Source organism: Ktedonospora formicarum (genome assembly GCF_016587355.1).
GTDB lineage: Bacteria > Chloroflexota > Ktedonobacteria > Ktedonobacterales > Ktedonobacteraceae > Ktedonobacter > Ktedonobacter formicarum.
The window spans coordinates 267,037-293,514 of the sequence record NZ_BNJF01000003.1 but is presented as its reverse complement, the minus strand read 5'-3'; the positions used below and the strand labels follow the sequence as shown (position 1 = coordinate 293,514).

The 26,478-nt window shown below is 52.9% G+C and carries 27 protein-coding genes and 3 pseudogenes; 8 read left to right on the top strand and 22 right to left on the bottom strand.

The window, feature by feature from the left end; genetic code table 11:
* Window positions 1-3 precede the first annotated feature (3 nt).
* The 3 genes from K3T82_RS27655 to K3T82_RS27645 all read left to right on the top strand — a co-directional run bounded on the left by K3T82_RS27655 (window position 4) and on the right by K3T82_RS27645 (window position 3,750).
* Window positions 4-672 carry an MATE family efflux transporter gene (locus K3T82_RS27655; RefSeq protein WP_220196778.1) on the top strand — a complete coding sequence of 223 codons (669 nt, stop codon included), beginning with the start codon at window positions 4-6 and terminating at the stop codon, window positions 670-672.
* A gap of 68 nt (window positions 673-740) precedes the next feature.
* Window positions 741-1,355, top strand: a complete 615-nt coding sequence (locus K3T82_RS27650; RefSeq protein ID WP_220196777.1) for a maltose acetyltransferase domain-containing protein — start codon at window positions 741-743, stop codon at window positions 1,353-1,355.
* 157 nt (window positions 1,356-1,512) lie between these two features.
* Window positions 1,513-3,750 (top strand): glycoside hydrolase family 3 N-terminal domain-containing protein, encoded by a 2,238-nt coding sequence (locus tag K3T82_RS27645; RefSeq protein WP_420799355.1) that lies wholly within the window; start codon window positions 1,513-1,515, stop codon window positions 3,748-3,750.
* Between the two features lie 287 nt (window positions 3,751-4,037).
* On the opposite strand, the gene K3T82_RS27640 is transcribed toward K3T82_RS27645, so the two are convergent.
* From K3T82_RS27640 to K3T82_RS48050, 7 genes and pseudogenes are all read right to left on the bottom strand, one after another.
* Window positions 4,038-4,346 carry a hypothetical protein gene (locus K3T82_RS27640; RefSeq protein ID WP_220196775.1) on the bottom strand — a complete coding sequence of 103 codons (309 nt, stop codon included), beginning with the start codon at window positions 4,344-4,346 and terminating at the stop codon, window positions 4,038-4,040.
* Window positions 4,347-4,589: 243 nt separating this feature from the next.
* A pseudogene (locus tag K3T82_RS48070) lies at window positions 4,590-4,745 on the bottom strand (IS6 family transposase); the annotation flags it as partial.
* 106 nt (window positions 4,746-4,851) lie between these two features.
* Window positions 4,852-5,118, bottom strand: coding sequence for a DUF6510 family protein (locus tag K3T82_RS27635; RefSeq protein WP_236031607.1), 267 nt, complete (start codon window positions 5,116-5,118; stop codon window positions 4,852-4,854).
* Window positions 5,115-5,872: pseudogene (locus K3T82_RS50130) on the bottom strand (ferredoxin reductase). Before K3T82_RS50130 ends, K3T82_RS27635 begins: the two are co-directional and overlap by 4 nt.
* Window positions 5,842-6,453 carry a sulfite oxidase-like oxidoreductase gene (locus K3T82_RS27625; RefSeq protein WP_220196774.1) on the bottom strand — a complete coding sequence of 204 codons (612 nt, stop codon included), beginning with the start codon at window positions 6,451-6,453 and terminating at the stop codon, window positions 5,842-5,844. Before K3T82_RS27625 ends, K3T82_RS50130 begins: the two are co-directional and overlap by 31 nt.
* Window positions 6,454-6,539: 86 nt before the next feature.
* Window positions 6,540-6,743, bottom strand: a complete 204-nt coding sequence (locus tag K3T82_RS48055) for a hypothetical protein (RefSeq protein ID WP_236031604.1) — start codon at window positions 6,741-6,743, stop codon at window positions 6,540-6,542.
* The gene (locus K3T82_RS48050) at window positions 6,740-6,901 is read right to left on the bottom strand and encodes a hypothetical protein (RefSeq protein ID WP_236031603.1); all 162 of its coding nucleotides are present in this window, start codon (window positions 6,899-6,901) and stop codon (window positions 6,740-6,742) included. The genes K3T82_RS48055 and K3T82_RS48050 overlap by 4 nt, the downstream gene beginning before the upstream one ends.
* Before the next feature lie 433 nt (window positions 6,902-7,334).
* On the opposite strand from K3T82_RS48050, the pseudogene K3T82_RS48045 reads away from it, so the two are divergent.
* A pseudogene (locus tag K3T82_RS48045) lies at window positions 7,335-7,913 on the top strand (RNA-guided endonuclease InsQ/TnpB family protein); the annotation flags it as partial.
* 2 nt (window positions 7,914-7,915) lie between these two features.
* Here K3T82_RS48045 and K3T82_RS27610 read toward each other — a convergent pair.
* Complete coding sequence (locus K3T82_RS27610) at window positions 7,916-9,757, bottom strand: helix-turn-helix domain-containing protein (RefSeq protein WP_220196773.1); 1,842 nt, start codon at window positions 9,755-9,757, stop codon at window positions 7,916-7,918.
* 587 nt (window positions 9,758-10,344) lie between these two features.
* On the opposite strand from K3T82_RS27610, the gene K3T82_RS27605 reads away from it, so the two are divergent.
* Window positions 10,345-11,274, top strand: a complete 930-nt coding sequence (locus K3T82_RS27605) for a peptidoglycan-binding protein (protein ID WP_220196772.1) — start codon at window positions 10,345-10,347, stop codon at window positions 11,272-11,274.
* A 661-nt stretch (window positions 11,275-11,935) separates the two neighbouring features.
* Here K3T82_RS27605 and K3T82_RS27600 read toward each other — a convergent pair.
* The 5 genes from K3T82_RS27600 to K3T82_RS27580 form a co-directional block, all read right to left on the bottom strand.
* Entirely contained in the window at window positions 11,936-12,385 is a 450-nt protein-coding gene (locus K3T82_RS27600) for a hypothetical protein (protein ID WP_220196771.1), read from the bottom strand.
* A 313-nt stretch (window positions 12,386-12,698) separates the two neighbouring features.
* Window positions 12,699-12,890: a hypothetical protein gene (locus tag K3T82_RS27595; protein WP_220196770.1), complete on the bottom strand. Its 192-nt coding sequence runs from the start codon at window positions 12,888-12,890 to the stop codon at window positions 12,699-12,701.
* Window positions 12,891-14,104: 1,214 nt separating this feature from the next.
* A complete protein-coding gene (locus tag K3T82_RS27590) occupies window positions 14,105-14,407 on the bottom strand; it encodes a hypothetical protein (protein ID WP_220196769.1) in 303 nt (100 codons plus the stop codon).
* 48 nt (window positions 14,408-14,455) lie between these two features.
* On the bottom strand, window positions 14,456-14,989 hold the full coding sequence (locus K3T82_RS27585; protein ID WP_220196768.1) for a VOC family protein: 534 nt from the start codon (window positions 14,987-14,989) through the stop codon (window positions 14,456-14,458).
* Window positions 14,983-15,258, bottom strand: a complete 276-nt coding sequence (locus tag K3T82_RS27580; protein WP_220196767.1) for a VOC family protein — start codon at window positions 15,256-15,258, stop codon at window positions 14,983-14,985. Before K3T82_RS27580 ends, K3T82_RS27585 begins: the two co-directional genes overlap by 7 nt.
* A 123-nt stretch (window positions 15,259-15,381) precedes the next feature.
* Between K3T82_RS27580 and K3T82_RS48040 the strand changes: the two genes are divergently transcribed.
* Window positions 15,382-15,690 carry a helix-turn-helix transcriptional regulator gene (locus K3T82_RS48040; protein ID WP_236031602.1) on the top strand — a complete coding sequence of 103 codons (309 nt, stop codon included), beginning with the start codon at window positions 15,382-15,384 and terminating at the stop codon, window positions 15,688-15,690.
* Between the two features lie 250 nt (window positions 15,691-15,940).
* On the opposite strand, the gene K3T82_RS48035 is transcribed toward K3T82_RS48040, so the two are convergent.
* Window positions 15,941-16,192, bottom strand: coding sequence for a hypothetical protein (locus tag K3T82_RS48035; protein ID WP_236031601.1), 252 nt, complete (start codon window positions 16,190-16,192; stop codon window positions 15,941-15,943).
* Window positions 16,193-16,820: 628 nt separating this feature from the next.
* Here K3T82_RS48035 and K3T82_RS27570 point away from each other — a divergent pair.
* Both K3T82_RS27570 and K3T82_RS27565 read left to right on the top strand, forming a co-directional pair.
* A complete protein-coding gene (locus K3T82_RS27570; RefSeq protein ID WP_220196766.1) occupies window positions 16,821-17,219 on the top strand; it encodes a hypothetical protein in 399 nt (132 codons plus the stop codon).
* Between the two features lie 68 nt (window positions 17,220-17,287).
* Entirely contained in the window at window positions 17,288-17,878 is a 591-nt protein-coding gene (locus K3T82_RS27565) for a hypothetical protein (RefSeq protein WP_220196765.1), read from the top strand.
* Between the two features lie 825 nt (window positions 17,879-18,703).
* Here the strand turns inward: K3T82_RS27565 and K3T82_RS27560 are convergent.
* From K3T82_RS27560 to K3T82_RS27525, 8 genes are all read right to left on the bottom strand, one after another.
* Window positions 18,704-20,209 carry a hypothetical protein gene (locus K3T82_RS27560; protein WP_220196764.1) on the bottom strand — a complete coding sequence of 502 codons (1,506 nt, stop codon included), beginning with the start codon at window positions 20,207-20,209 and terminating at the stop codon, window positions 18,704-18,706.
* 46 nt (window positions 20,210-20,255) lie between these two features.
* Window positions 20,256-21,176 carry an ATP-binding cassette domain-containing protein gene (locus K3T82_RS27555; RefSeq protein WP_236031600.1) on the bottom strand — a complete coding sequence of 307 codons (921 nt, stop codon included), beginning with the start codon at window positions 21,174-21,176 and terminating at the stop codon, window positions 20,256-20,258.
* Between the two features lie 13 nt (window positions 21,177-21,189).
* Window positions 21,190-21,621: a hypothetical protein gene (locus K3T82_RS27550; protein ID WP_220196763.1), complete on the bottom strand. Its 432-nt coding sequence runs from the start codon at window positions 21,619-21,621 to the stop codon at window positions 21,190-21,192.
* A complete protein-coding gene (locus K3T82_RS27545) occupies window positions 21,615-22,070 on the bottom strand; it encodes a hypothetical protein (protein ID WP_220196762.1) in 456 nt (151 codons plus the stop codon). The genes K3T82_RS27550 and K3T82_RS27545 overlap by 7 nt, the downstream gene beginning before the upstream one ends.
* Window positions 22,071-22,099: 29 nt before the next feature.
* Window positions 22,100-22,933 (bottom strand): hypothetical protein, encoded by an 834-nt coding sequence (locus K3T82_RS27540; protein WP_220196761.1) that lies wholly within the window; start codon window positions 22,931-22,933, stop codon window positions 22,100-22,102.
* The gene (locus K3T82_RS27535; RefSeq protein ID WP_220196760.1) at window positions 22,926-23,504 is read right to left on the bottom strand and encodes an RNA polymerase sigma factor; all 579 of its coding nucleotides are present in this window, start codon (window positions 23,502-23,504) and stop codon (window positions 22,926-22,928) included. Before K3T82_RS27535 ends, K3T82_RS27540 begins: the two co-directional genes overlap by 8 nt.
* 636 nt (window positions 23,505-24,140) lie before the next feature.
* Window positions 24,141-24,713 carry a dihydrofolate reductase family protein gene (locus tag K3T82_RS27530; RefSeq protein ID WP_220196759.1) on the bottom strand — a complete coding sequence of 191 codons (573 nt, stop codon included), beginning with the start codon at window positions 24,711-24,713 and terminating at the stop codon, window positions 24,141-24,143.
* A 98-nt stretch (window positions 24,714-24,811) separates the two neighbouring features.
* Window positions 24,812-25,645 carry a helix-turn-helix domain-containing protein gene (locus K3T82_RS27525; protein ID WP_220196758.1) on the bottom strand — a complete coding sequence of 278 codons (834 nt, stop codon included), beginning with the start codon at window positions 25,643-25,645 and terminating at the stop codon, window positions 24,812-24,814.
* Window positions 25,646-26,478: the final 833 nt, after the last annotated feature.

Genomic DNA, 26,478 nt, shown 5'->3' with positions numbered 1-26,478 from the left:
TACTTGCGATATTCCCTACCAGTTCTGGGGAACGAATGTGTCTGGGGTGGGGCGATTGCCATGTATGCAGCTATCCTGGGACACCTGGGAGCCGATGTCGTCGCGGCGAATGCGCTGGCGAGCGTGGTATTCGATCTCGCAGTCGTGGTGAGTTTGGGTCTGGCCAGTGGTGGTGCGATCCTGATTGGCAAAGAAATTGGGGAGAATCGCCTGGAACAGGCCAGAAGAGACGCCTCCCGGCTATGTAAACTGGCGTTGTTCTGTGGCGCTACGGGAGGTATCCTAATCCTGCTGACGAGGCCACTTCTCCTTCACATCGTTCCCCTGACTGAGACTGCATCAGGATATCTGGCAATCATGCTGATGATCAACTCCTATTACATCATTGGGAAATCCATCAATGCCACAGTGATTGTCGGGGTATTCTGCGCTGGTGGTGACTCCCGCTTTGGATTGATCACTGATGCTCTGGTTATGTGGGGGGTCTCCATCCCCCTTGGTCTGTTGTGTGCCTTTGTGTTTCGGATACCAGCTATGGTGGTATTTTTCGTGCTCTGTCTGGATGAATTCGTGAAAATGCCCTTTATCTATCGGCATTATCAACAGTTTACCTGGCTCAAGAATATCACCAGGGATTTCTCCGCAGAAGAAGGCACGGCACAAGGAACCTGAAAAGAACGAACGAGAAGGTGCCATTCGTCAATGGCAGATATGTGAAGTCACGGAAAGAAGAGGGTAGTATGACTCAGGACGAGAAGACGCTGACACAACGTGAACGGATTGCCAGTGGAAGACTGTTCACTGATATGAGCGAAGGGCTTCCTGAAGAACGGCTCCGCGCGAAAGAACGGATGTATGAGTTCAATCATACCAGACCGACAGAAATCGAAAAGCGTCTGGCACTGATGAAGGAGATGTTTGGATCAATCGGGGAACATTGTTGGATTGAACCTCCCATTTCCTTCTGCTATGGAACCAATGTGTTTTTCGGGGATATGGTCTACGTCAATTTTAACCTGGGCTTGGTAGACGATTACAAAATCATCATCGGAAACCGGGTCATGTTTGGGCCAAATGTCACGATTGCGGTGACCGGGCACCCCATTGATCCTGCACGCCGGGGATACATGTATGCTCTTCCGGTGACCATTGGCGACAATGTGTGGGTCGGGGCTGGCGCGGTGATTTGTCCAGGCGTCACCATTGGAGAGAATAGCGTCATTGGAGCAGGCAGTATTGTCACCAAGGATATCCCGGCCAATGTGGTGGCTGCGGGCAACCCTTGCAAAGTGCTGCGCGAAATTAACGAGCAGGACAAACTCTACTATTATAAAGGCCGTCCATTTGAGGAATGACGACACAGGTTATCTGAAGGAAGAGAAGAACTGAGTAGACGGTGGTTCCATGCATTAGTCAAATACTCCATGACATGCGTGAAGGGGCCACCAGAAGGAAAAGCATGTGAGTACGAACGAGACCCATCTCCAACAAGCTGACACACTGCTCGCTGCCATGACCCTTGAAGAGAAAGCCGGGCAGATCAGTCAGTATTTCTATCTGGCCGGGATGTCGGCCCAGGCCGAGTTTGTCGAGGCGGAAGTCCGCTCTGGCCGTGCTGGCAGCCTGTTGTTCATTTCTGATCCCGCTGAGACCAACCGCCTGCAACGCATCGCCGTCGAAGAAAGCCGCCTGGGAATCCCGCTGCTCTTTGGTTTCGATGTGATCCATGGGCTACGGACGATCTTTCCTGTCCCGCTCGGTCTGGCCGCCTCCTGGGACCCGGAGCTTGTCGAACGTGTCCAGGGCATTGCGGCGCGCGAGGCACGCGCGGTGGGCATTCACTGGGCATTCGCGCCCATGGTCGATATTGCCCGCGACCCACGGTGGGGCCGCATCGTCGAGGGGGCTGGGGAAGATCCATATCTCGGTTCCCAGATGGCCGCCGCACAGGTACGTGGCTTTCAGGGGGACGGCATTGGCACTCCTGACCACATTGTCGCAGGCCCCAAGCACTTTCTCGGCTACGGCGCGGCTCTTGGTGGGCGCGACTATGACGAAGTGAATCTCTCAGAAAACGAGCTGCGCAACGTGTACCTACCGCCCTTTGCTGCGGCGGTCAAGGCCGGAGCGGGCAACATCATGACATCCTATGTGGGGACGGGCGGTGTTCCTGGGGCTGCTGACCGCCGACTCATTACCGATGTCCTGCGTGGTGAGCTAGGCTTTGAGGGGTTTATCGTCAGTGACGCCAGCTCCGTGGTTGACCTCACGACGCATGGATTTGCTAAAGACGACCTCGATGCGGCCACACGAGCGATTCGCGCGGGTCTGGACATGGAAATGTGGTTTGGGCTTCGCTTCCAGGAGGGTATGATTCCCACCCCTGGTGTCGGTGCCTTCGCGACGTTGCCAGACGCGATTCGCCAGGGCCTGGTAGACGAGCAGCGCCTGGACGAGGCTGTCAGGCGTGTGTTGCTGTTGAAGTTCCGCCTGGGACTCTTCGAGCAGCCCTACGTTGATGAGGGACGGGCAGCAAAAACACTGGGCCTCCCTGAACATCGCGAGATGGCACGCATTGCAGCGGAACGCTCGGCAGTGCTGCTGCGCAACATTGGATCGGTGTTACCTCTTGACCGTTCAGCCGTGCGCTCTATCGCGGTGATCGGGCCATTGGCAGACGACAAACAGGCCACCCTCGGTCCGTGGGCCTTTGCCCACGATCTGGAAGCGACCGTCACCCTACTGGAGGGTATGCAGCGGGTGGCGGGCTCCGGCGTCACGGTAGCGTATGCCCCCGGTGTGCCTGTCCCGACACGGGTATTTCCCTCTCCTTTTGCTGCCATGGAGCAATTCGTGGGTGACACTTCTCCGCAGGCCGCACTGTTCGATGAGGAGGCCGAGTTCAGCCGAGCTATCGAACTTGCTCGCACATCTGATGTGGTGGTGCTGGTGCTGGGGGAGGCAGCAGATATGAATGGAGAAGCGGCTTCTCGCTCGACGCTCGACCTACCAGGGCGCCAGGTGGAGTTGCTGGAAGCAGTTGCAGCCACAGACACACCTGTTGTTCTGGTCCTGCTGAGTGGGCGACCCCTCGATCTGCGTCGAGCCATCGAACGGACGGCGGCGATCCTCGTGGCATGGCATCCAGGCTCTGAGGGTGGGCTGGCTGTGGCGAGAGTCCTGTTTGGAGAGGTGGCTCCCGGCGGCAAACTGCCATTCAGTTGGCCACGCAGCGTTGGTCAGGTGCCGCTCATCTATTCGCACTTGCGTTCACATCAACCACAGACCAGCATGATGCGCTACTGGGAAGAAGAGAGCACTCCGCTGTATCCTTTCGGCTTTGGCCTGACCTACGGCGAGGTGGCATACACCAATCTTTGCCTGCACGCTTCAGCCATTGGGCTTGATGAAACCCTGGAAATCCAGGTTGAGGTACAAAACCGTTCTTCGCGTGCCATCGAGGAGGTAGCCCAGCTCTATCTGCACCAACGGTATGGGCGTGCTGCGCGACCAGTACGCGAACTCAAAGCGTTTCAACGGGTGGTGCTTGAATCCGGAGAGACTCGCACTCTCCACTTCCAACTCGATGCGGCAGCGCGGCGCTACTGGAGTTCGGCGCAAAATACCTCTGTCCTGGATGCATCGATCTTCGATGTGTGGGTCGGTGGCGTTTCAACGGCCTCGTTACACGCGGAGTTCACGGTGCAGGACAGCACTGGGTCGTTTCTCTCGCCAACCAATAAGCCCTGATAGGCTTCAAGCCTTCCTTAAAGTCGCGCCACGCCAGCCTCTTCTCACGCTGTCAACCCGTGCAGCGTGAGAAGAGGCAAAGCTTCCATAGAAGTGCGCCTTTCCAATATGCACAAGCATCACAGAACCATCATCGTATTGATGTCACATGTTTCAATATTTTCTTTGCACTCTTCCCACCACCCAGCATGGAGGGTAAGACGATTGTTTGCGTGAATGACGAATTCACGACGGCATAGTTCTATCTTAGATGCTCCTTTATAGTTAGGGAAAAATGCGTGTGTATCCTAGTGTTCTTCTCGCATTTCTTGGAGACGGAATTCGCTTTGGAGGGGGCGAGCCCAGAGCAGGCGGGCATCCTCTGGCAGTTCCGTCCAGTCGCCCAGCCCAAGCAGGTTCAGGATATCATCAAGCTGACTCACGATGACCCAGTCCGGGAAGAGGCGAGTGGTGGTATCCTCCAAGAGGACCTGTCCACGAATCTCGATGGTCGCGATGACCTCACATTGTTCGGTGAAGCGGGCTGCCGCCTCACGTCTGGCGTGGACGTGTTCAGGCAGCGGGAGCACGACAGATTCGCTGATTCTCATTTCCATACATCTTACTTCTTCTATAGAAAGCTGTGTATATTCTATCATGTTGTCATCAATGTGTCTACGTTTTGTGCTGTGAGCGCCCGTCACGTCCTATAGTCGTTGCTATCTATCGTTGGAAGGACAGTTCGCCCATGCTCTGGTTGAGGATTGAAGAAGGTGGAGGGAAAGGAGGTAGGAGAAGGCAGGGGGAGTGGAACAGGAGGAGGAGGCATGTTGTGTGTGTTTCTTGTGCGTTGTTCCAGGAGAGAGCACTTCCCCCATGCTGCGACGAGGACGGAGAGAGTTGCATACTTCATCAAAGGCACGACAAAAGCGAGATGCTGACGCAAAACTCCCGAAGCCATGCATGGGATAGTATCGCTGTTTGATCCCTCGATGGTTTTGTTCTATCCGGTTGTTTCAGTTCTGACAGACCTCATTTCAGCATACGCAAGCCTCTTCGCCTGTATGCCGGCTTTTTCCTTTTCCTCTGCCATAATTTTGCTTTTCGCGCCGCATACCGGTACTAGCCCTCTGTGCTGATCTGAAGAACGCGCACCCCCCGCATATCCAGCCAGTAGCACCCCCTTACCTGCGCCACACGAATGAGCACTGTATCGCAGGAGGGGCAGCGGATGACCGTCCCCATCCCGTGCATGTAGACAGCCAAAGCACCGATGGCTGCGGTTGCGCCGCAGCCTGTGCAGGTTGCCTGGACCTGCGTCATTTCAAAGGGGAAGATCTCTTGCAGGATGCCCCCGGCAGCGTTGCCATCAAGCGTGTTCTCCATCATGTTTCTCCTGTCGGTCCGAAGCGTTCGGTTTTGATGCGCCCTGGCTCATATCCCAGGGTGACGAGACTCGTGGCGGTTGTTTCGACGAATGGGGTTGGGCCACAGATGAACAGCAACGGGCGTTGATCAACTGGCCATGCCACCTCACGCAGCATCTCGGTATCGATCCGGCGGTGATACCCTGTCCATCCTGACGGTTGCTCACGGGTGAGCGTATGTGCCACCTCAAGCTTCGTGTTACTCTTGACCAGGCGAGCGAGTTCGTCACGGTAGATGACCTCTGTGTATGATCGCGACGAATACAGCAAACGGATCGGAATCGTGCTCTCTAGATCAGCCCAATAGCGGATCATCGCCATCAACGGCACAATCCCCGAGCCCCCAGCTATCAGCAAGAGAGGGCCACCCATCTGCTCCTCCCAGACGAAGTATCCCCCGATTGGACCGCGCAGTTCCAGCTGGTCACCGACACGGAGTTCACCCGTGAGGTAGGGCGATACTTCCCCTCATCGAGCCGTTCAACGGTAAGCGTCACATGTGGTTCCAGCTGAGGAGCAGACGCGATCGAATAGCTGCGCTCTGCCTGGTAGCCATCTTCAGCCGTGAGGCGCACATCCACATGCTGCCCTGGTCGATGCCCGTTCCAGCGGGGGATGGCAAGTGTGATGCTCTTCGCCCGCGCTGTTTCTTCCTGCGTCACAACCACCTCGCCGAGTTGCCAGCTTAGTCGCCCCGGTATCGTTCTTCTTTCCATGGATCACCGTGATTGTGGTAGCCAAGCGACTCCCAGAAGCCCGGTTCATCCTGCGCGACCAACCGCAGCCCCCGGACCCACTTGGCGCTCTTCCAGAAGTAGAGATGGGGAACCAGCAGGCGGGCCGGTCCACCGTGTTCAGGGGGGAGTGGCTGCCCCTCATACGCATCCACCACCCATGCCTTCCCACCCAACACATCTTCCAGCGGAAGGTTGGTGGTATAGCCGCCATCGCTAAAGGCGATCACGTACTTGGCATCATACGCAACCTGCTCAAGCAGTGTCTCGACAGAGACGCCTTCCCAGTGGGTATCCAGTTTCGACCACTTGGTTACGCAGTGGATGTCTTTGGTCACCATCTCATGTGGCAGTGCGCGAAAGGCATCCCAGGTCCACTGTTTTGGTTGATCGACCTCCCCAAGCAGGGAGAAATCCCAGGTTGCGAGGGGCATGTGTGGCGTTGGTCCTGCCGAAAGGACAGGGAAGCCACGCTCCAGATATTGTCCTGGCGGGATTCGCCCACGCTCGTCGCCAGGCTTTCGGCGACCTCGGAATCCCCGCGAGACGAAACCTTCGCTCATTTCTTCACTCCTGATCTCTTTCTCATGGTATTTTTGATGAACGACAACTTGTCCTACGAATCGAGTGTCATAAACAGAGCGCATCTTCACCCATCCGCCAGAGCGGATGGGTGAAGATGCCTTCCTTGCGTTGCGGTCAGACGATTCTGGTAGCCGTTACGCGCACCCTCGACGATCCCTTGTTTGCGTTGGCGGACGGCTTGCAGATCGACTGAAACGGGGCCAATGTGAATGCCGTACTCAGTATCACGCCGTGCCAGGTAGGCGAGGCGTGTGCTGGTAACCATCATTTTGGTGGGGGACAGCCCACGTTGACACAGACCCCACCGATATGGTCCCGCTCAATCACCGCCACGTTTCGGCCTGCCTTTGCCAGGGCGATGGGGAGAAATCCGCCGCCCTGACTGGTCCCGATCACGATTGCATCGTAGGTGGCGGCTTGGGGCATCTCACTGTTCTCCTTCTGCTTCTCTGTAAAGGGAATAGGTGCTTCCCACGAGCGAAATAGATCCATCGAGAGTGGCGTTCTATCTCCAAGATACACGTTGAGTACAAGAGTGGATACTTCTTGAATGCGCTGTGGGGCAGCCAGACATCCATATTGGTCTGTCCCTGCGCGTGTGATCTTTCCGATCATGGGAGCGTAGCTTGAACACCATCGCAGTCAGAGAACGCTTTTCGGTGCCAGGGACACGCTTTTCTGCTCAGGCCAGCAGTTTCGCGACGATGTGCAGCAGGGCTTCCACTTCAAAAGGGTTCCACAGCGTTCTGAGGTGCTTGTTGCCATTGACGTGCTGCAGCACATCTGCACTCATCAGCAGGATGGGGAGATGTGCATATTCCTCCCGGCTCCCTAGCCGAATACCAGGCTAGGACTCTATGTGGTGGAAGTCGTCTACCAACGAGAGCCTGAGCAAGCCCTTGTCGATGATTTGCTCTATGCAGGGATCGATATTGGATTGAACAACTTGGCAGCGCTAACATCAAACAAGCAAGGCTTCATGCCTCGCATCGTTAACGGGCGCCCTGTCAAGAGCATCAATCAGTGGTACAACAAAGAGCGCGCACGCCTGCAAAGCCATCTCAGCTCACAGAAGCGCTTCACCAGCAAGCAGCTTGAACGAATCACGACCAAACGCACGCGCAAGATCAATCACTACCTGCATGGAGCTTCACGTCGCATCATTGATCTGCTTGTGCTGGAAGGCATCGGGCATCTGGTGATTGGCATAAATTCTGAGTGGAAACAGGGAGCCAACTTGGGCAAGCGCAACAACCAGAATTTTGGTGCGCCGCATGCACGTTTCATTGATCTGCTCACGTACAAAGCCCAGCTGGTGGGCATCCAGGTGCATATCACGGAAGAGTCCTACACCTCCAAGTGCTCGTTTCTTGATCATGAACCTCTCCAGAAGCACGAGTTGTATGCAGGCAGGTGTCTCAAACGTGGCTTGTTTCGTTCTCAGTTTGGCACGCTCATCAATGCCGATGTCAATGGCTCACTCAACATTATCAGAAAAGTAGCTCCTGCGGCCTTCGCGTCAGGGAGTAGAGGATATGCAGTGCATCCAATGCCCTTATCCGTAGGGGCATACATGAGAAATGGCGTATTTGTCACCATTTCTTGATACTGTAGCACACACTGATAGAGTGGTTCCGCTTCCACATATCGGCCCTGATCGCAAAAGAGGCTTGCCAGCCTGTTGAATAATTCGGCAACCAGAGGGGCCTGTATGCTGAGCAGCTGTTCCCGAATCTGCATGGTTTGCTGCTGATAGAGGGGCTCCGCCTCTCCAGATTGTGCATACTCATGCATATACTGCGCGACTTTATACACTAAGGATGTCAGAGGAAGAGAGCGTTCAGTAGCTTGGGCTTGAGACACACAGAGCAACGCATGCTTCACTAATCGCTCACACTGTAAGCACCAGGAGGCATACTCCTTCGAGGGACATTTTTCTGGAAAGACAACGTCGAGTGCCTCCACTATTCGTTGAGTCCATACTTGCCGCACATCCTCCGGCATAGAATCTAAGAGTACAGCCCGCACCAGAGGGTGGATCGAGAATGTCCTTGTTTCGGACTGGCGCGAGAGCAAGGAATAGGAACAGGCGATGGCAACGACTCGGTGCCACTCCAGTGGATCACGACATACCGTCTCCAGTGTTGCTCCAAGCAGTCTACCTCCCTCAAGAAAGAGTTCTTCGGGGAGGGCATCTGGATGCAGCAACGCACAGACCCGTAAAAGATCCAGCACAGCCGGATGACATTCAGTAGTCGCGGTGATTGCAAGGGTAAAGGTAGTTGCAACAGACATCGGATGATCTTGTGCCCCTTCTCCCTCTCTTTGCTGTTGAAGTAGGGTGCTACGCCGGGTACGGAAGAGTTCTAGATAGGCAGATAAGCCACACTGTGTTTCTTCCAGGTAAGCCCCCGCTTGATCAAGTGCCAGGGGCAATCCTCCTGTCAGTGTGACCAGTTCCCCCGCTGCCGCATATTGAGACGGCTGTTGCATGGAAAACTGATGCATATGCTCACCAATTGCTTCCGCCTCCAGTACTCTTGCACGGCGCAGCAGAAACAGCATTCCCTCCTCATGTTCCATTGGCAAAACAGGAATGCTTCGCGCACGTGTCCCTAATGCTTGTAGGCATGTTGTGAACAGAACTGCCCCATGTTGTATAGAGGGAAGAAAGCGATCCAACACGTTTAGGTCTTCCACGTTATCACAAATCAGCAGCCATTGATCATGTATTGTCAACCAAGCAGTAACCGCTGAGATGACACGTTGTTGGTCCTTACTCTCGCGATTCGGTAATTGGAGCACTGCGGCAATTCGTAAGAGACTGACATTGATGCTTTCGGTAGTTTCTGCATCAATCCAGAAGACGGCTCTGTAGTCCTGAGCAAAGCGATACACATATTCTAAGGCAAGCTGCGTCTTACCAACACCACCAAGCCCGTGGAGCGCGTATATATGCCGAAACGCAACATCTTCATGGATGTACAGAGATGTGTGAAGTGTCATAAGGAGAGCTTCTCGCCCAGTGAAGAAGGGATTGCGTGGAAAGGGAACACACCAAAGAGGCATGGAAGACGTCTCTACCTCCTGATCTTCAAATAATTCTTGGGGATGTAGCCCCAAAAAGCGACTGAGTTGGAGCCGAACAGAGGCTTGTGGAAACGCTTGTCCCCGCTCCCAACGACGTATGCTTCTGGCAGAGAGGGCAAGAGCTTCGGCGAGCGCTTCTTGTGATAAATGACGATGTAATCGTTCCTGACGCAAACGCTTACCAAAATGCATAGAATAGTTCACCTCTTCTGAATTTTTATTTATTATTTTATATATAGTGATATGAAGACAGTAGAATAGTGCACACGAGGAACGTCTCTCTCCACTGATGGATCATCAATTTGCAAATACCACAGTGTTAGCAGATCCGCTCAGGCATGCTATCTCGCTACAAACGCAATGTTAATCTTAACGTCTACCGCATAGCTTTTTCTTTCTATCTTGCCTAGTTCATTCTTTATTCCTTCACTTCTGTATGGCTTATCATAGATTGTGTAAGAGCAAGCGTACTCGATATTTATGTCAAAGGGAATGACAAATCGTTGCGTTTGCGATGACAAACGAATGACAAATCGTTTGTCATCGCAAAAACACATAGCAAGTGCTTACTGAGAATGAGTACCATGAACACAAAATCTTCATAGATCGTAAAAATATCGTTCTACACGATAAAGAAACCTCTCTCGCCCAGCATTTTAAAATTAAACTATCAATGTAAAAAAAAGTATATACATTAAAACCTTGTTTTGCCTATTGGTCACAAAAACGATATAATATAGAAAAATCCAGATGCTACATGTAAAGGAGAATGGCTGCTGATGAGCGAAAGCAGACAAGATGGATACTTGCCTGAACGTGAGTTGCACGACATTCAGCAGAAAAAAAGCACAAAGCCAACCGCACAACCAAATTCATTGCTGCGCCAGGCTCGCAGGAAGCATGCATGGTCACAAGGGGATTTGGCAGAGCGGATTGGTGTCGCAAAAGAGACAATCAGTCGCTGGGAAAATGGGGTATCCCGTCCACAACCCCAGCAGTTGAATCGACTCTGTGGAACCTTCCAAATGACCCCAGAAGCTCTGGGCTTTGTGCTTGATCCTCTAGAAGAGGAGATTGCTTCTCGTTCCGAAGATCCTTCACACATCCAGAGTGCTCACATATCAGATGAAGGTGTAATATCTTCCTCTCCCAAACGATATTTCCTCTCTCGGCGTCGTGCCCTAGTAGCTGGAGGCATCGCTCTAGGGGGCATTACCCTGGCTGGCGGCACATTGGCCTGGTTTTCCTTCCAAGGACAACAAACTCCTTCGCCTCGCCATTGGCCTACTGCCGCTTACGACCTCCATCATCAGACAGCTTTAGCTCGTGTGGTTCAATGGATGCTCCAAGCACGCCAATACGATATTGGCTCTACTGGTGTAGATGGTATTTTTGGACCAGTGACACAGTTTGCAGTGAAGGCGTTTCAGAAGGATCACCACTTACCAGAAGATGGTATCGTCAATAGCTCCACTTGGGAGCTACTTATCATGCCTACTGATACAGGAAGCCGGGGTAGCCAGGTTAGCGCCCTGCAAGAACGTCTTCGAGAACTCCACCTGGTATCTCAATTAACTGTCGATGGAGAATTTGGCCCTCAAACTGTCAAAGCCCTCCGGCTGTTTCGGCAGCAACACCATCTGCAAGTCAAAGATGTTGCAGATTTAGATACCTGGTGCCTGCTCCTTGGTGGCTCACTGTCAAAGTAAGATCTCAAGATCAATAGAAGTGCCAGGAGCGAGCACATCTTGCTTCCTCAGTGCCCACGTGATGCGCAACGAGATGGTGAGAGCGGAGAAGGTGGCCTGTTATGCGGAGTGGTGAAGATGCTTTGCTCTCGTTGATCAGAAACAGTCAGGCGAGACTCATCAAGCCGCAAAGGAGCCAGAGAGCGAAAAACGCGGGCCTGTACAGTTTGGGAAGGGGGCAATGGAAAAGGGTAAAAAGTACCTCGCCAGTGCCCTACTTCATTCTTAGAGGGCTTGGAGGCGGCAACGCCTCCTGGCTACTCGGCGGACTGGGAGAAAAGGGCTGTAAAGTACCTCGCTCGCGGTCTACCCGATGCCACACACTCAATCTGAGTGCGGTGTGCTGCATAAGCATCAAAGCAGCGTAGAAGTCAAAGAGATTTCCTGTCCGATGCACATGCAGCAATGAGAACTGTGGTAATACGTTTTACCACGTTTTGAAAGGCAGTATACATATATCAGATGTGGAAACAAGTGGAGTGTGCGGTACAGAAAATGCCAGTGGACACGTTAGAAGCATTGTTTTGGATAGAGGTTGTGGTCCTGAGGGGGCCGCAAGGGGGCTACGATTCGTAGCCCCCTTGCGTTCACCACCTCCTTCCTCTTCACGCGGTTGAGCTGGTTACACGTCCCCCCAGATCCTTTCGTGGTACCGGTTCTCGAATTGCTCGTACTTGGAGTCCACGACCTCATGCCGCTCACGCAGTTCGCGCTGCTGGCGTGCCAGCGCCCGTTCGGGACGCCTGCCTTTCTCGCTGAACCGCCGGGCGAGACCGTCGTACTTCAGAGCGAGATCCACGTAAGAGTTTGTGATCTCCTGCTGCTCCCGCTGCATGTCGTAGAACTTTTCCCACGCCTCTTGAGTGCGCGTGCTGGACGGTTTGAACACTTGCCGCAGCTTCGCGAGCGACCACGACTCGTCGCTCGTACGCTTGATGGACCCTGCATCGAGCTGTTCGAGTAGCTCTTCGAGCTGGCGGGTTAGTTCGTCCCGCCTATCGTTCAGCTTGGCGTACTCGTCGTTCAACTGTTCGTGCAGTGTGTACATGTTCAGCGTGTATTTGCCGTCCAATTGCCTCAGCCCCTTCCTGGGATGAGTAGGTTCCCATTGCCATGTGAAGAGGTTGTGGTATCCGTAGCCAGCGTCTAGCACTGAAGCATGGACACCTTACCCTTCACTAGCAAGTATGCATATACAACATCTGTTTTCTAACAACGGTTCGCTTGAACCACTGAGAAGCTTCAACAGTCCTGCACGAATTGACAGAAGCCGAGAAAGTTGTCAAGCACCTCCTTTGGTTGCTCTTGGCTGCTCTTGGTTTTCTGGTATCTCTTAGGAGGGATTGTCAGGGAGAATGCTCTAGAACGAGAAGGGTGAGGCGAAATTACCGCTTGTCCTTCTTTCTCCACTTGGCGATGGTTTCGCGAGTGCGGTCCGGCTCCTTTGCCTTCTCCTTCTGTTGAGCTTTCCGCTTGTCGATCGTTTGCTGAGTGCGGTCTGGCTCTTTTGCCTTCTCCTTCTGTTGAGCTTTCCGCTTGTCGATCGTATTGCGGGTGTTATTACGCCTGTGATCCATATGAGAGAGCCTTTCTCTCGAGGTTGGAACGAATGGAACGGTATCCCAATAGGTGGAAAGACGTACCTCCTCTGAAAAAGTACCAGTGCTGTGTCCTCTTCTGTTGAGATGCTCCTTTCTTCTGAGGCTAGAGAGACAGTGTGGTGGTCATTGGAGCGTGGCTCTTTGTGTCTTCCGCGCACAGCAGGAAAGCGGCAGCAGGAAAGCGAGAAGAGCACGTGCCTAGGGGGAGGCAAGGGGACCAGAAACCAGACCCTCTCCGGCGAGTGAGAAGCGCAAAGCGAGCGAAACACTCAAGCCAGGACCCCAAAAAGCTTGTTAGCTTGAGTATAGAAGGAAAAGGAAGTGAGGGCCAGGACAGGAAACGGCCACTTTCCGGTCAGGTTGCGTGAGAAGCTTGCTCTTCCTGTTTTGCGTAGACTACTTGTTTCTCTGTTGAGGGGAGAATGAGAGATCAGCGCAGGCGAACGGCTCTTTTCCTGAGTGAGAATGCGCGTGTGTATAGAATTGGAATCCGAGGTAATTGTAGGGAAGGTCTAGGGTGGCGCAGAGAGCATTCCTTTCCCCTCGCTGGACGGGTGCGAACCAGGAAAGAGGAAGGCACTGGAGGTTTTGGAAGAGGGTGTCTTGCGGAGAAGTGCTGGCCGAGAAACGCATGAAGAAAAGCAATCTCTTGGTTCAGGGTTGGCGGTTGACAAGGGCATGTGAGGATGTGATAGGGTAAGAGGGAAAAAGGCGCAAAGAAGCGCCAGAGAAGCAACGAGAGCAGCAGCATAGGAAGGAGAGCATGGATGCGATGCGGAAGGATGTGGAACGAAGGATGCGGATCTACCGGCAGTATGCGCAGGTCTATGGCCACTGACCGATGAGGGGAGGTATGGGATAGGGGAGTAGGTGAGGCTCATAGATCGGACCCAGGGGAACGTGATGTGGAAGTATGTGCTGGAGGATGACTAAAATTCCAGCACACCATATCTCTCATTCATAGACACGTCATACGCATGTGAAAAGCGCGTGTGAGAAGCGATGTTTTTTATCGTGGGGCATGAGTGGCAATACAGATGTGGCCTGTTCGCACAATGAGAACGAGGGAAAACAACTCTTTGCACTCCATAAACGCTTCTAAAGCTGGTCAACTCCAGGAGAATTTAGCGTCCCTTTCCACTTCAGTTCTGACAGATGGTCACTTTACCGAGCGTCTGGGCCTGTTTCTTTCAGCCCTCTTTTCTCTGGTGGAGCACGACCTTTCCCACTCCTATAATTTCAGCAGGACCCAGAGCAAGAGGGAAGAGTTGTTCTTTGGCCCACTCTAATGCTTTTCTATTCCCTTCTTCAGCCTCCTCCTTGGTCTCAAAGAAACTGATACTCATCGCCTCGTTCTCTGCAACGAGAATAGAATAGAAATCGACAAATCCTGGTTCGTTCCTGAGAACGGGCAGAAAAACCTGCCCCGTGATTTTGATTGCCTCTTCCACAAGGTGGGGTTGGATCGTGATTTGACGTATGATTGCGTACATCGCTCTATCTCCTCGTGTTTTGTCTATTTCCGTCAAACTTTCTTCTAATTAGACCAGATGAGCCAGAACTCCCTCAGGAGTCTGAACGGCAGCACGTACCTCTGGCGTCTGTTGGCTCAGGGAGAATGTGGCTCCATGCGGATCAGTAATCAGGACGCTTCGCCCGAAGGGGGAGGCGAGCACAGGTTGTGCTTTCCCACCCAGTTTGACAGCGCGTGCGGCGAGTGCATCAGCATCATCGACTGAGAAAGAGACCTGCCAGTGCGATGGGACAACTTGCGGCCATCGCTCGTTCATTGCCATCAATCCTGCAACGCCGCGTACCCCATGAAAAAAGTAGGTAAACTCCATCCCTCCAAATTCGCGGTCGCGCGGCTCCCAGCCAAAGATCTTGGAATAGAACCATTTCGCGGCATGAGGTTGGCGCGTCATCAGAAGGTTAAATGTAAGCGAGATTGGCTGATTGAAAACCTGCGCACCGCCGAACAGGTCCTTCTGGAAGACTCCAAACACCGCACCCACCGGGTCCTGGAGCTTGATCATTCCCATTTTCGAGTCTCGACCCGCTTCCTCTATCAGCACCTTCCCCCCGCCTCCTGAACATGGTTCATGGTTTGGGCCGCATCGTCGGTCGAGACATAGGTTATCCACTGGGGTGAGATCTGCAGGTCATGCAAGGGCCTGACGCCAGAGACAATCTTGCCTCCAGAGGAAAACATTTGGGAGCCAGAGAGGAAAGAGGCCTCGCTTGCTTCCCAGCCGAACAGCTCACGATAGAAGGAGACAGATACCTCAACATCTGGCGAACACAGTTCAACCCAGGTGGGGGTTCCAGGGGTAGAGTGAATCATAGATATACTTCCTTTTCTTCTCGATGCAGATCTCTCGGCACCGTCTTCATGCTTTGTAGTCTACCTGGAAAAGGTGGTAAAATTGACCCTAATAGAGAAGTGTTTGGCAGAGGAAAAAGAAGAATGGTGTATCGCCCAACGGCCCGTGTCCTCACCGTCCTCGAACTCTTGCAATCGTATGGATGCATGACGGGTGCCGAACTCGCTCGACGGCTGGAGGTTAATATCTGCACCGCGCGAGATTATATTGAGATACTTGGAGATCTGGGTATTCCCGTAGAAGCGGAACGAGGCCGTTATGGAGCCTATCGGCTACGGTCTGGCTATAAACTTCCCCCCGCTGATTTTCACTCAAGAGGCGTCCTTTGCGCTGACGCTCTCACTATTGAGAACGCGAGAGCAAGGGTTTGCGCAGACTTCGGCTGGCTTTGAGGGAGTTCTTGCGAAAGTGATGCGTGTTTTGCCTGAAGCAACACGCAGGTCCGGGCAGTGGAGCAAACGGTGATTTTCGAGGATCGTTCGTTCCGCGTTGCCCCTTCTCTACTTGCAGTGGTGGTACTCAGTTCGGCTTTCCAGGCTGGTCGGTGTGTACGACTGCACTATCGGTCTCCAGGACTCTCGTTCCAACACATCATACCCATGTGGAGACGCCATATTTATGTGAAACGCAAATTCGTATATTTCAGGATATTGTTAGAGTTGGTTCAGCTTCAGCCATCACTTGTCGCCACAGATCCACCTTGCGAGGCCCACAATACAGACACGGCCAGCGATCACAGCGCGCATGCCTCACCTCGCCCGTTTCCCGATGGAGAAACCAATGTCGCAGTGCCCTGGCATCTGGGCAGACATACGGTGTATCGGTTCCGTCTTCCAAATGCCAGTCTATCTGTTCCTCAATAGTCGAAGTGTATACACGGTCTAATCGCTCCATCGTTGCTTCGCTCCTCTCAATCTCACTACCCAAGGATAGCCCTATATGATAGGAAGCCACAAAAGTAATAAATAAAGAATTTGAGGAAAGGTGTCCGGTTATTGTCCTGGTGCACGCCTTTTTTTCTTGTACACTTTTTTGTATGTAAAGACGTTGTACCATTCTGTTGTTCCGGACAAGGGGAAACCTACAATGAGAAAAGCTTTGGAAATAATATCATGTAGCATCCTTCTCGTCGCTGCACTGGCATCTACAGCGGTGCCCACAAGGATTGAGCCTTCGCGCCATCAAATGGGTGTAGCTCATTATCCTTGATGGGGACATGAAGTCTCCAGCAACGCACTCAAGGCATTGTGCCTGGATACACCATCTGGAATATTTAGAGGAAAACATTCTGGAGGATACCTCATTGAGAGATCAATCTACCAACAAACGGCTACTTAGGTATTGGCCTCTTCTTCTAGGGGGGATTTTTGTGCTCCTTGGCATCATTGATCTATTGAAATTTTTTCCTGCTCTTCCTTTCTTTTATCCTTTTTTACTATTGTATAGGCTGGTCGACGTTCTTCCCTGGATTCTTGCTTGTAGTTTCTTTTTCTGGTGGTGGAAAGAAGAAAGGCATGACAGGATGCGTCTGCGTGGTTGTGCTTTCATTGTCCTCTTTGGGCTGTTGCTCCTCCTGATGGGCGGACTTAGCCTGGGAGCTGTGGGGGGATGCCCCAGCTTTGTGGGCTGCAAATATACGCCTAAAGCCAGTCTCGTTGTAGAGGGTCACACGTACTATGTAGCGAGTACTGAGAGCTGGAATGACTCCCTCATACAGGAAGATTTCTATCTCTACCAGTGCGATCCGTTTGGATGGTGGTGCCATCAGGTCGAGAAAGTTGGTTCAGTGCTTCCTGATGCCGTGAGCAAATATCCCTATCCCACTTCCAAGGTCTTTTTACAGGTTATTCATCATTATCTCGTTATTGAATGCAAGTACGGTTCTGCATCAATAAAGTACGAGTATCCACTCTCATCATAAAGTGTTTTTGGGAAGGTTCTTCGACAGAACCTCCACGTGATTTCATTTTGTTTTGAGGATCAATCTTTATGTGCACTGCTGTAGTGGCTGGAGGATTCAGTGCAATTTATGTGGGGATCATCAATATATCTCGATCAGAGTATATTACGTATAAGCAGGTGACCAAACAAATGGTTGATGTTTCCTCAAGCGAAACATCAACCTCTCTATCTCCTACATCTACACAAAGTTCTGCCCCCATTTATTATCTCCAGTTGGTTGATGGCTCAATCTATTTTCTCCGGCCAAATGATTTCTCACCAGAACAAAAGCCCTCTCAGGTTTATGGATGCGACACCATATCCCTTGTGTACGATGCTGGCAACACACAAAATATCGATGCAACGAACGACCTCAATTTCACTCTTGGCAGGCCTGCGGAACCTACTAAAGGGGTTGGTTGCCATATTGTTCAGATTACAATTGGATATGATCCACAAAAAGCCCTGGATAATGAGAAGCAATCGCTTACAGTCTATACAGCAAACGAATATCGTGAACATCCCAAAGATTACTCCAGAAATAACTGGATAAGTTTTACTGGTGGAGGTTTGCTCCTCATTGGCATTGTAATCATGGCGAGCATCGCGATTTTTACTTACAAGACGACTCACTCCTGATGAGAGCCATCAGACAGCGGAAGCGTTGTAACACAAAAATACGAGGCGAAGCAATGAGCGCTCACTGAGAGGGTGATTCAGATCAACATGGGAGCGATAGAGGCTGAGGCCACGTTGATCCACAAAGAGAGAAAGCTAGCACCACTGAGATCATCGGTGCTCTTCCAGCCTCCCTGCATCTTGATGTAAGAAATGCAGGAGCGGAGCGGGAAGCCAAAGCAGTTGAAAGAACTCTTATCCACTCGTTTTCCTGATGAGCTGAAGACATGGTATCGGTCGCCCTCAAAGTTTGTTGAAGAGTTACAGAAGATCACCACTGCGCTCTAGGAAGAAGGAATCACCGTTGGCATTGCCCCTAAAACCACACTTGTCACACTGACCACCAAGGGAGAAGAGAGATGTGGTCCCCGAGCAGCTCTCTGTTCTCCCAAGAACTGCTAGGGTTTGCCTTCAGAAAAGGCACGACCTCTGGAGGCCATGGTATGGGAAGGGAGGAATGGGTGTGGGCTCCACCATTCCTCCTTCTCGCCATACGCTCTTAGATCGTGATCCCCAACACCTCCGCTAGGTCGCGTGTCAGCCGTTCTAGGTCCCTAGCAACTTCGGGTCGCATCAGATGGCCCCAATTCAGGCACACCATATCTATCATTCAAAGGAAGATAAGGGTTCCTGAGAAAAAGCTCAACTTTTTATGCCAAAATCGTTCGTTTTCTCTTGTACAAAACAGTCCTCTCCATTTCCCTTTCTCTCGCCATTGCGAAGGTGGGAGCTTCTGGCGAAGAGATGAAAATGGAATTGAACACGAAGGAACACACAATCTTCGCCTCATCTATCCCTACGGTGTAGCAAGAAGATGGCCAGACTGAGAGCGAACGCTGTATAGCAGCAGAGTACAGCGAAGCCAGCCCAGGGTGCCAGTGGGTAGTATCCGAACTGTGGCGTGTAGAGGCTGATCACTTGTGGGTACGCTGGAATGCTCTGCTGAATCGCAAACCCGGCATCGGGCGTGAGCCGTAGCAACCACTGGGACCAGGCATCGGGTACGAGACCAGCGAAAGCGAGAATGAAGGGCAAAACAGTGAGCGCGATGCTGAGCATCACAGCCACGACGCGGTGCCGGAACAAGGTTCCGAGGGAAAGAGCGAAGACGGCAGCGACCCCAACGAGTGCCGCGGTACCAACCATGACGCGCAGTTCGGTGAGAGGGCTCACTGACAGGATAATAGCGCCATGCGAGAGTACCATGTGCTTGCCAATCTGGACCGCGATGAGAGCGGCCACCAGTTGGGTCGTAAACGTGACGAGGCCAATTACGACCGCCTTCGCGGCCAACACCTGTCCTCGTCGCTTGGAGGCGTAGATATGACTCACCGGGCGTTTGGCAGCGGCGAACAGTACCGCCGCCACGATCACCACGAGCAGCCCGATTATCGTGCCGATGAGGAAGCGCTCGATGGGCCAGCCCCCTCCGGCTCCAAGCGGCGCGATGTCTCCAGAACCGGTCACGGTGAACATCTCGCCAGATGTGTGAAGGCTTCCCATAGATAAAGCTGGATCGTCTTTGTGGCCTCCTATCTTGGTGCCGACCCACGCGCCCGAGCTTCCACTGTCCGTCAGACTGACGTGGTCGAAAGTGGCGGTGGCCTGGGTGAGGCGGCAGGTAGCATCATCCGTACTCAGATTGCAAGGGGACGTGACGAAGAGTCCAATCTGCACTGTGCTCGGCAGTCCGGCCAAGTGAGCCGTGCCGACCCTGGTCCACTGTACACCATCGGTTGACTCGTAGCCAGTGAGTATGGAACCTTCGCGGGTTAACCGGAGCCAGCGTGGGGATTGTGCAAAGACGTCTCCTGGGTTGCCAGCCATGTCTTCGAGGAAGTTGTACTGCATCCGCACCCCGTGGCTACCAGTGATCATCACTGCCGCGTAGGCCGACCCTTGCTGCGTATTTTCCTTGATCATAATTCCCGCCTTTGCCCATGACACGACACCAGAGACGACAAATTGATCATGCTTGGGTGGCGGATAGGTGATCAGGCCGGTCAACGAAGTGACGCGCACCGTCATACTGCCATCTCTAGCAAGCGGTTGGTGTACAAAGTAGGATGTGTCATCCACCGCTTCGCCACCTGGTCCCACCGGGATAGCAGAGCAGGTACGTCCATTCGGACCACAAGTTATAAGGTTCGCCACTACGAGTCCCAAGAACACTGGTATCAATGCTGCGACCGCTATTGCGATCAAAAAGCCGCGAGCTTTACGGAAGGTGGTCCACTCCGCGACCAGCAAGTGCGCGAAACTGTCACGCTCGGTTTTCTCTAGCTTCATCATTTTTCCTCTTTACAAAGCAAAACATTGTTGATTCAAATCTTGCCGCTCAAGGGACCTGCGTGGGAGAAGCAAAAGCCTCAGCCCTCTCTGCCGGCCCCATTGCTTCCTGGAAGAGCAGGTATGCTTCTTCCAGGGTGGGATGAGCCGGGATGGCCTGGGGATGTGGCTGATGCGTGGCCAAAATACGCATCTCGACGCGGCCACCACGAGGAATCGCGCTGCTCACGCGATAACGTGCGCGCCAACGCTCGAATTCAGCCTGCGGAATGGTCAGCGTCCAGAGCGCTCCGGCAGCGTCAGCGAGCAACGCCTCGGGTGTGCCCGTCCAGTTCAAGCGCCCCTGGCTCAGCAGGGCGAGATGGGTCGCCGTGACCTCGATATCGCTGATAATGTGCGTCGAGAGGATGACGATACGTTCGCCAGAGAGCGAGGGCAGCATTTCACGAAAACGGACACGTTCGGCTGGATCGAGGCCCACTGTTGGTTCGTCGAGCACGAGCAAGCGTGGTTCGTTCAGCAGCGCCTGGGCAATGCCGAGACGGCGCACCATGCCTCCGGAGAAGGTTTTTAAGCGTCGGTCGGCATCCGCGGAGAGGCCAACCATCTCTAGTACAGCATCGATCCGCTGACGCAACTGCGTCCCACGCAAGCCCTTGAGTTCGCCAAGATAGCGGAGAAACATGCGTGCGCTGATCTGTGGATAGACGCCGAAGTCCTGGGGCACGTAGCCCAGCACACGGCGCACCATCTCGGGATGACGAAGGATATCCTGACCATTCCACGTAATAGAACCTTCAGTGGGCAGCAGCAGCGTTGCCAGCATCTTGAGCAGCGTGGTTTTGCCCGCGCCATTGGAACCCACCAGCCCCAGCACACCGGCTTCCATGCGCAGCGAGAACTCGCGCAAGGCCCAACGATTGCGCTCATAACGCTTGCTCACGGTACCGATAAAGAGCGTTGGCATCATCTTTTTCCTTTCCTCAAGCAGCGCGACGGCGCAGCACATGGGTACCGGAGATGGTCAGAACAAGTAACAGCAAGGAAATGCCCAGGAAGAACAGGCGGTTCCAGAGAAACAGAGCGGGAATGGGCGAAGGTGGTGTTTCTGCCAGAGAAAGATGCATCACTTGCTGAACAAGATCAGCTGGCGGTGGACTATTCTTCCACAAGACCGGATGTTGACGCAGAAACTCATTGATGGGAGTGCTTGGAGGAGTATCCGCTGGGGCGAGAGAATACGCAGGGAAGAAAACGGCGGCGGTAATATCAAGCAGTTGGGGAATGGAACTGACGAGAAACAGAGGCAAAATCCAGATGGGGAGGATGGCGAGAGAGGCAATGACACGCTGACCACGTGTGAGTGTCATACAGGCCAACACGAAGGTCGCGCCAAAAGTGATCGGGGTCAGCACCAGCCAGGCCCAGCCAATGAGATAGGGTTGGGCCCCAGCGGCGGATAGAAGAGGGATGGGAAGATCAGGAAAGCGTGCGTACCAGTAGGGAGTTGATCTACCACGAGCGCGGAAAGCAGTCCAGAACCAGCAAGGAGGAGCAGGCTCACCAGCCCAGCGAGGTATTTGCCACAGACGTAAACAGGAGTAGCGACAGGCGTGCTCAGGATGATCCCGTCCAGGCGTTGCACAGAATCGCGGTGAATCTGATTTCCGGTGCTGAAAGCCAGGATGAGCGAAATGAAGAAACCGGTGTCCCCCAGGTGCGCCCAGGTTGACCAGGGTTCGCTCCGGTTACTGGAAGCGCATAAGGCTCCAATGATGAGCATGACCAATACCATAAGCCAGGTGACCCAATTGAGCCAGGTCAGCTTCAATTCAAGTTTCATGATGGTCCAGAAGTGAGACATACACAATCCTTCCAAGCTTTCTCATACCTCTAAAAAGCGCAGAAGCGCTGCCATTTGGGGGCACTGAGAAAGAGTACGGTCAGAAGCAGGAGACTGAGTAAAATAGTTACCAGGTGGTATGAGAACGAGAATGGATCCTGTGGGAGAGAAAAGAGCACGTTCGTCACACCTGATCCATGTTGCTCATTCAGGGCAAGTAAGCCCAGAAGCAGCCAGGGCCCACCTCCAATCAGCACTGCCAGACGCACACTGCGCAGGAGTGCAAGAGGGAGCGAGATGGCAGTGAGCAGCAGCAGTGGGGCCAGCCAGGCCAGCAATAAATGCCAGAACGGTGCCCAGTTCGCCAGAGCAAAGCCAAGCGTTGCAGCCAGGCCAAGCAGGCTATCGAACGCCAGAAGAGCCAGGCCCATGCCCATACCTGTTTGCACAAAATTGGCCGGACAGCTTGCCTCAACGGCCCGTAATCCATCCGACGGTTTGCGCAACGCATAGGCGAGACTGAGCACAGACGCCAGAGGGAGCAGGAGAATCAGAAGTGTAATGAGATCCGGAACCGTGAGAAACCGGGCCAGGAGGATACCAGCCAGGAGAAACACGATACCAATAATCCAGAACCATTGACCAAGCAAATACACTCGCCAGCGAGCCAGCACAAGAATATGCCAGAGGTGATCGTTGCTCTCATCGTGCATTTCTTGGGTCTGAAAAGCTGCCTCTGTCAGAAGCGTGTGAAGTAATTGCGCCGTCTCGGCTGAGGATGGATGTGGAACCGGTTGAGCTCTATAGCTTCTGGCAACAGCTTGCAGATCGGGGGAGAGCTCATCGCCCTGTACGGGAGTCTGATCAAATGCATGGCTATCCATGGTGCTGTCCTCCTTGTTTGCTCTCCATGTAGCTGGCGTTTTCCTCCAGGTGAGAACGCAACAGACGGAGGGCAGTGAACGTCCGGCTTTTGACGGTACCAGCGGGGATCGAGAGAATGGCCGCAGTTTCCGGGATGCTCAGCTCCTGCCCAAAGCGCAAGCTGAGCACCTCGCGTTGCTCAAGACTCAGATGAGTGAGTGCTTTGTGCAGGATATCATGTCGCTCCCAGCGCTCAAACCATTCTGCCGGATCTGGTTCGTGGGCCTGCATGGCAGGCATCTCAGCACGTAGTTCGACGCGGCGAGCATAGGCGCTGGTATGATAGTTGCAGGCCAAATGATGAGCAATGGTATAGAGCCAGGGGCGAAAGGGGCGCGGATAGCAGTAGCTCTTCGCATCGCGGATCAGCCTGATGAACGTCTCCTGAACCAGATCTTCCGCCAGGTGCATATCTGTCAGAACACGATAGAGATGTGCGAGTAATGGAGCATGATACCGCTGGACAAGCATCTCCAGTGCTCTTGCATCGCCGTGCTGCCAAGCACGGAACAATTCTTCATCAGTGAACATGGCAAATCCCATATCCTCTAAAAAATGGTGAAGGCAACAATCTTTGCTCTTCTCTCTCTACTACCGGATAGAAGGCGAAAAGGTTCATCTTGTCCAGAGTCTAGAAGTGGAGGGACTCCCTAAATGGGAGATGTGAGGCCCAGTGGTTCACCCAGGCTCTCAGCTATCGTCAGAGCGTCTGAGAAAAAGATGTGCTGATCTGATATGGAGAGAGACCAGAGGCTTGTGGAGAGGAAGAACTCTTGAACAGTCTCAAAAAACGTACCACAATCAAAATGTCATTTTCTGCAAGATGAGATGAGTATGTGACACTCATGGCAGAGATTCTATGAACATCAGCGCATTGTGCATATCTCATCCCTTGCATTACTCAAAGCTCGCTTGTTTTTCTGAAAGCGCTTCGAACATCGCTTGTTTGGTTAGGGTTTGCCTTCAGAAAAGGCACGACCTCTGGAGGCCATGGTATGGGAAGGGAGGAATAGGTGTGGGCTCCACCATTCCTCCTTCCCATCATACGCTCCTAGATCGTGATCCCCAAGATCTCTGCCAAGTCGCGCGTCAGTCGTTCTAGGTTCCTGGCAACTTCGGGCTGCATCAGACGACCCCAGTTAAGGAGCGGCTCCTTTAGCGGTTTTCTTAGGCTAACTGGTAGGTTGCGATCACAACGCCTGTGCTCGTTGTCCTGGTGCCGACAAGCTGGAGCGTGGCTGGTACGCCACCTTCTGGGAAAAGGCGGCGTCCCGATCCCAGCACTAGAGGATGAATAAGGAGCACATACGTATCGACGAGGTTCGCCTGCATGAGCGACTGGACCAACTCTCCGCTGCCCATAATCACCAGATCCGTACCTGACTCCTGCTTGAGCCCGGCCACAGTCTCTGCAGCGTCGCCTTTGAGCAGCGTGGAGTTGATCCACGGGAGCGGTTCAGAGAGCGTGGTGGACGCGACGTACTTCGGCATGTTGTCGAGCCTTGCCGAGAAAGGGCTGTCCGTTCGCTTAGGCCAGACGGAGTAGAAGTCCTCGTAGGTGCGCCTGCCCAATAGCAGGGCAGAAATAGTGGGCATACTATCTCCTGCCAGAGCCATCGCATTATAGGGCGCTCCCCAACTGCCGTGCTCGAAACCGCCCCGGCAATCTTCATCTGGTCGTCCTGGTGCCTGCATGACCCCATCGAGGGTCAGGTTCGTGAAAACAATCACTTTGCTCATGAACTCTTTCCTCCTTCTGTCGAGAAACCATGATGTTTCTCTCGTTGGCTGGAGTATACCCTTCCTTTCCTTTAACCGCTTGTAAAAAACCGTCATCATCAGGCAAAAGCATAGCCTGCTTGCTCATGATAGAAGTCATCGACCTGTTTAGCAAGGCGTGTAGGAGTCATGCCGGAAAAGGCTTTCATGTCATGAATCAAATGAGACTGGTCAGCGAAGTGAAGAGCAGCTGCCACATCGGTCAGCCGTGCAAAGCGCCTGGTTTTAATGAGGTGGATCGCTGCATTAAAGCGCTTTACCCGAAGATACGCCTGGGGTGTTAGACCCACCGCCTGTGTGAAGCGCCTTTCAAACTGGCGTTCAGAGAGATGGAACGTGTTCAGCAAGTCTTTGACATGCAGCGAACCAATGTGTGCGTGGATCAAATGGAGGCTTTCTTCCACGAGCATATCTCGCGGTTTCTCCTGCTTGAGCAGAGCCACCAAGAAACTGGTGAGAAGCGCCATCTGTTCCTGCCCGCTCCGGGCTTCCATCAATTGACTTGCCAAATCGAGAGCCCCGTACTCCTGAGGGCCTATCCATCCGGGAGCAAGATGCGAGGCATTGATTCCAAAGAGGTTTTTGAGGGCGGAAGGCTTGAAAATCACATGCACCGTTATGAAAGCTGTTTTTTTGTATGTCATGACGCTGGGCTCGATCACGGGTCCAGAAAGAAAGAGGGGAGGTGGGCAAAAGCTGCGCCCCGAATGGGTGACGATGTGTTCAAGAGCAGCGTGTCCCTTATTGTGATGAAAGACCATTCCTGGCGCACCAGTGGGAGAGACGTTAATGGTCACAGCTTCCTCACCACGATAGTCGGCGATCCTTACGCACTCTACCTCGTTTTTGAGGATGGCTGGAGGTGGGAGAATAGCAAAGTGGATCGAGTGCATACAACACAGTCCTTCGTTTCATGAAATGACGTATTATCCGATGGTTCTTTCTCAATCCTTCTTCTTTTGTTTGCCTGCAAAGCAGGTAACAAGGCACTATTTCTGCAAGCGATGGAAACGAAGGGATGAATGAGCATATTCCCAATCACCCCTTCCCTCATCATACACTCCTAGAGCGTGATTCCTAACAACTCTGCCAGGTCGAGTGTCAGTCTTTCTAGGTCCCTTGCAACTTCGGGCGACATCAGATGACTGAAATTACAACACACCATACCCATGTGAAGACGCCATACCCGTGTGAAACGCAAATTCGTACATTCTCAGGATATTGTCAGAGTCGGTTCAGTTTCAGCCATCACTTGTCGCTCCATATCCACCTTGTGAGGCCCACAATAGAGGCACGACCAGCAATCACAGCGCACGCCTCACCTCGCCCGTTTCCCGATGGAGAAACCGATGCCATAGCGTCCAAGCATCAGGGCAGGCATAAAGCGTATCAGTCCCATCTTCCAAATGCCAGTCCACCCGCTCCTCAACAGTTGGGGTATATACACGGTCTCATCGCATCATCGTTTCCAACTCCTCTCACAACCACATAATATTGATAAGGTGTTATATACTTGTGTTTATCAAACTTCTCAATGAAGAACTTGAAAGGGGACAAAAGCAATGCCCGAAAAGTATATGCCACCCTTATTAAAAAAGTATGGACCTCTGTTCACAAGCTTAATTACTTGCATCGCAACATTTACTGTGACCATATCCTCAAAAGGAATATTATTCTTGTGTGTGGGCTATGGGCTAGCCACTGCTAGCTTGTTAGTTTTCATATG

Coding starts and splice junctions, on each gene's coding strand:
- K3T82_RS27650 (WP_220196777.1), top strand. CDS start 741: ATGACTCAGGACGAGAAGACGCTGACACAACGTGAACGGATTGCCAGT.
- K3T82_RS27645 (WP_420799355.1), top strand. CDS start 1,513: ATGACCCTTGAAGAGAAAGCCGGGCAGATCAGTCAGTATTTCTATCTG.
- K3T82_RS27640 (WP_220196775.1), bottom strand. CDS start 4,346: ATGGAAATGAGAATCAGCGAATCTGTCGTGCTCCCGCTGCCTGAACAC.
- K3T82_RS27635 (WP_236031607.1), bottom strand. CDS start 5,118: ATGATGGAGAACACGCTTGATGGCAACGCTGCCGGGGGCATCCTGCAA.
- K3T82_RS27625 (WP_220196774.1), bottom strand. CDS start 6,453: ATGAGCGAAGGTTTCGTCTCGCGGGGATTCCGAGGTCGCCGAAAGCCT.
- K3T82_RS48055 (WP_236031604.1), bottom strand. CDS start 6,743: ATGATGGTTACCAGCACACGCCTCGCCTACCTGGCACGGCGTGATACT.
- K3T82_RS48050 (WP_236031603.1), bottom strand. CDS start 6,901: ATGCCCCAAGCCGCCACCTACGATGCAATCGTGATCGGGACCAGTCAG.
- K3T82_RS27610 (WP_220196773.1), bottom strand. CDS start 9,757: ATGCATTTTGGTAAGCGTTTGCGTCAGGAACGATTACATCGTCATTTA.
- K3T82_RS27605 (WP_220196772.1), top strand. CDS start 10,345: ATGAGCGAAAGCAGACAAGATGGATACTTGCCTGAACGTGAGTTGCAC.
- K3T82_RS27595 (WP_220196770.1), bottom strand. CDS start 12,890: ATGGATCACAGGCGTAATAACACCCGCAATACGATCGACAAGCGGAAA.
- K3T82_RS27590 (WP_220196769.1), bottom strand. CDS start 14,407: ATGTACGCAATCATACGTCAAATCACGATCCAACCCCACCTTGTGGAA.
- K3T82_RS27580 (WP_220196767.1), bottom strand. CDS start 15,258: ATGATTCACTCTACCCCTGGAACCCCCACCTGGGTTGAACTGTGTTCG.
- K3T82_RS48040 (WP_236031602.1), top strand. CDS start 15,382: ATGGTGTATCGCCCAACGGCCCGTGTCCTCACCGTCCTCGAACTCTTG.
- K3T82_RS48035 (WP_236031601.1), bottom strand. CDS start 16,192: ATGGAGCGATTAGACCGTGTATACACTTCGACTATTGAGGAACAGATA.
- K3T82_RS27570 (WP_220196766.1), top strand. CDS start 16,821: ATGCGTCTGCGTGGTTGTGCTTTCATTGTCCTCTTTGGGCTGTTGCTC.
- K3T82_RS27565 (WP_220196765.1), top strand. CDS start 17,288: ATGTGCACTGCTGTAGTGGCTGGAGGATTCAGTGCAATTTATGTGGGG.
- K3T82_RS27560 (WP_220196764.1), bottom strand. CDS start 20,209: ATGATGAAGCTAGAGAAAACCGAGCGTGACAGTTTCGCGCACTTGCTG.
- K3T82_RS27555 (WP_236031600.1), bottom strand. CDS start 21,176: ATGATGCCAACGCTCTTTATCGGTACCGTGAGCAAGCGTTATGAGCGC.
- K3T82_RS27545 (WP_220196762.1), bottom strand. CDS start 22,070: ATGTCTCACTTCTGGACCATCATGAAACTTGAATTGAAGCTGACCTGG.
- K3T82_RS27540 (WP_220196761.1), bottom strand. CDS start 22,933: ATGGATAGCCATGCATTTGATCAGACTCCCGTACAGGGCGATGAGCTC.
- K3T82_RS27535 (WP_220196760.1), bottom strand. CDS start 23,504: ATGTTCACTGATGAAGAATTGTTCCGTGCTTGGCAGCACGGCGATGCA.
- K3T82_RS27530 (WP_220196759.1), bottom strand. CDS start 24,713: ATGAGCAAAGTGATTGTTTTCACGAACCTGACCCTCGATGGGGTCATG.
- K3T82_RS27525 (WP_220196758.1), bottom strand. CDS start 25,645: ATGCACTCGATCCACTTTGCTATTCTCCCACCTCCAGCCATCCTCAAA.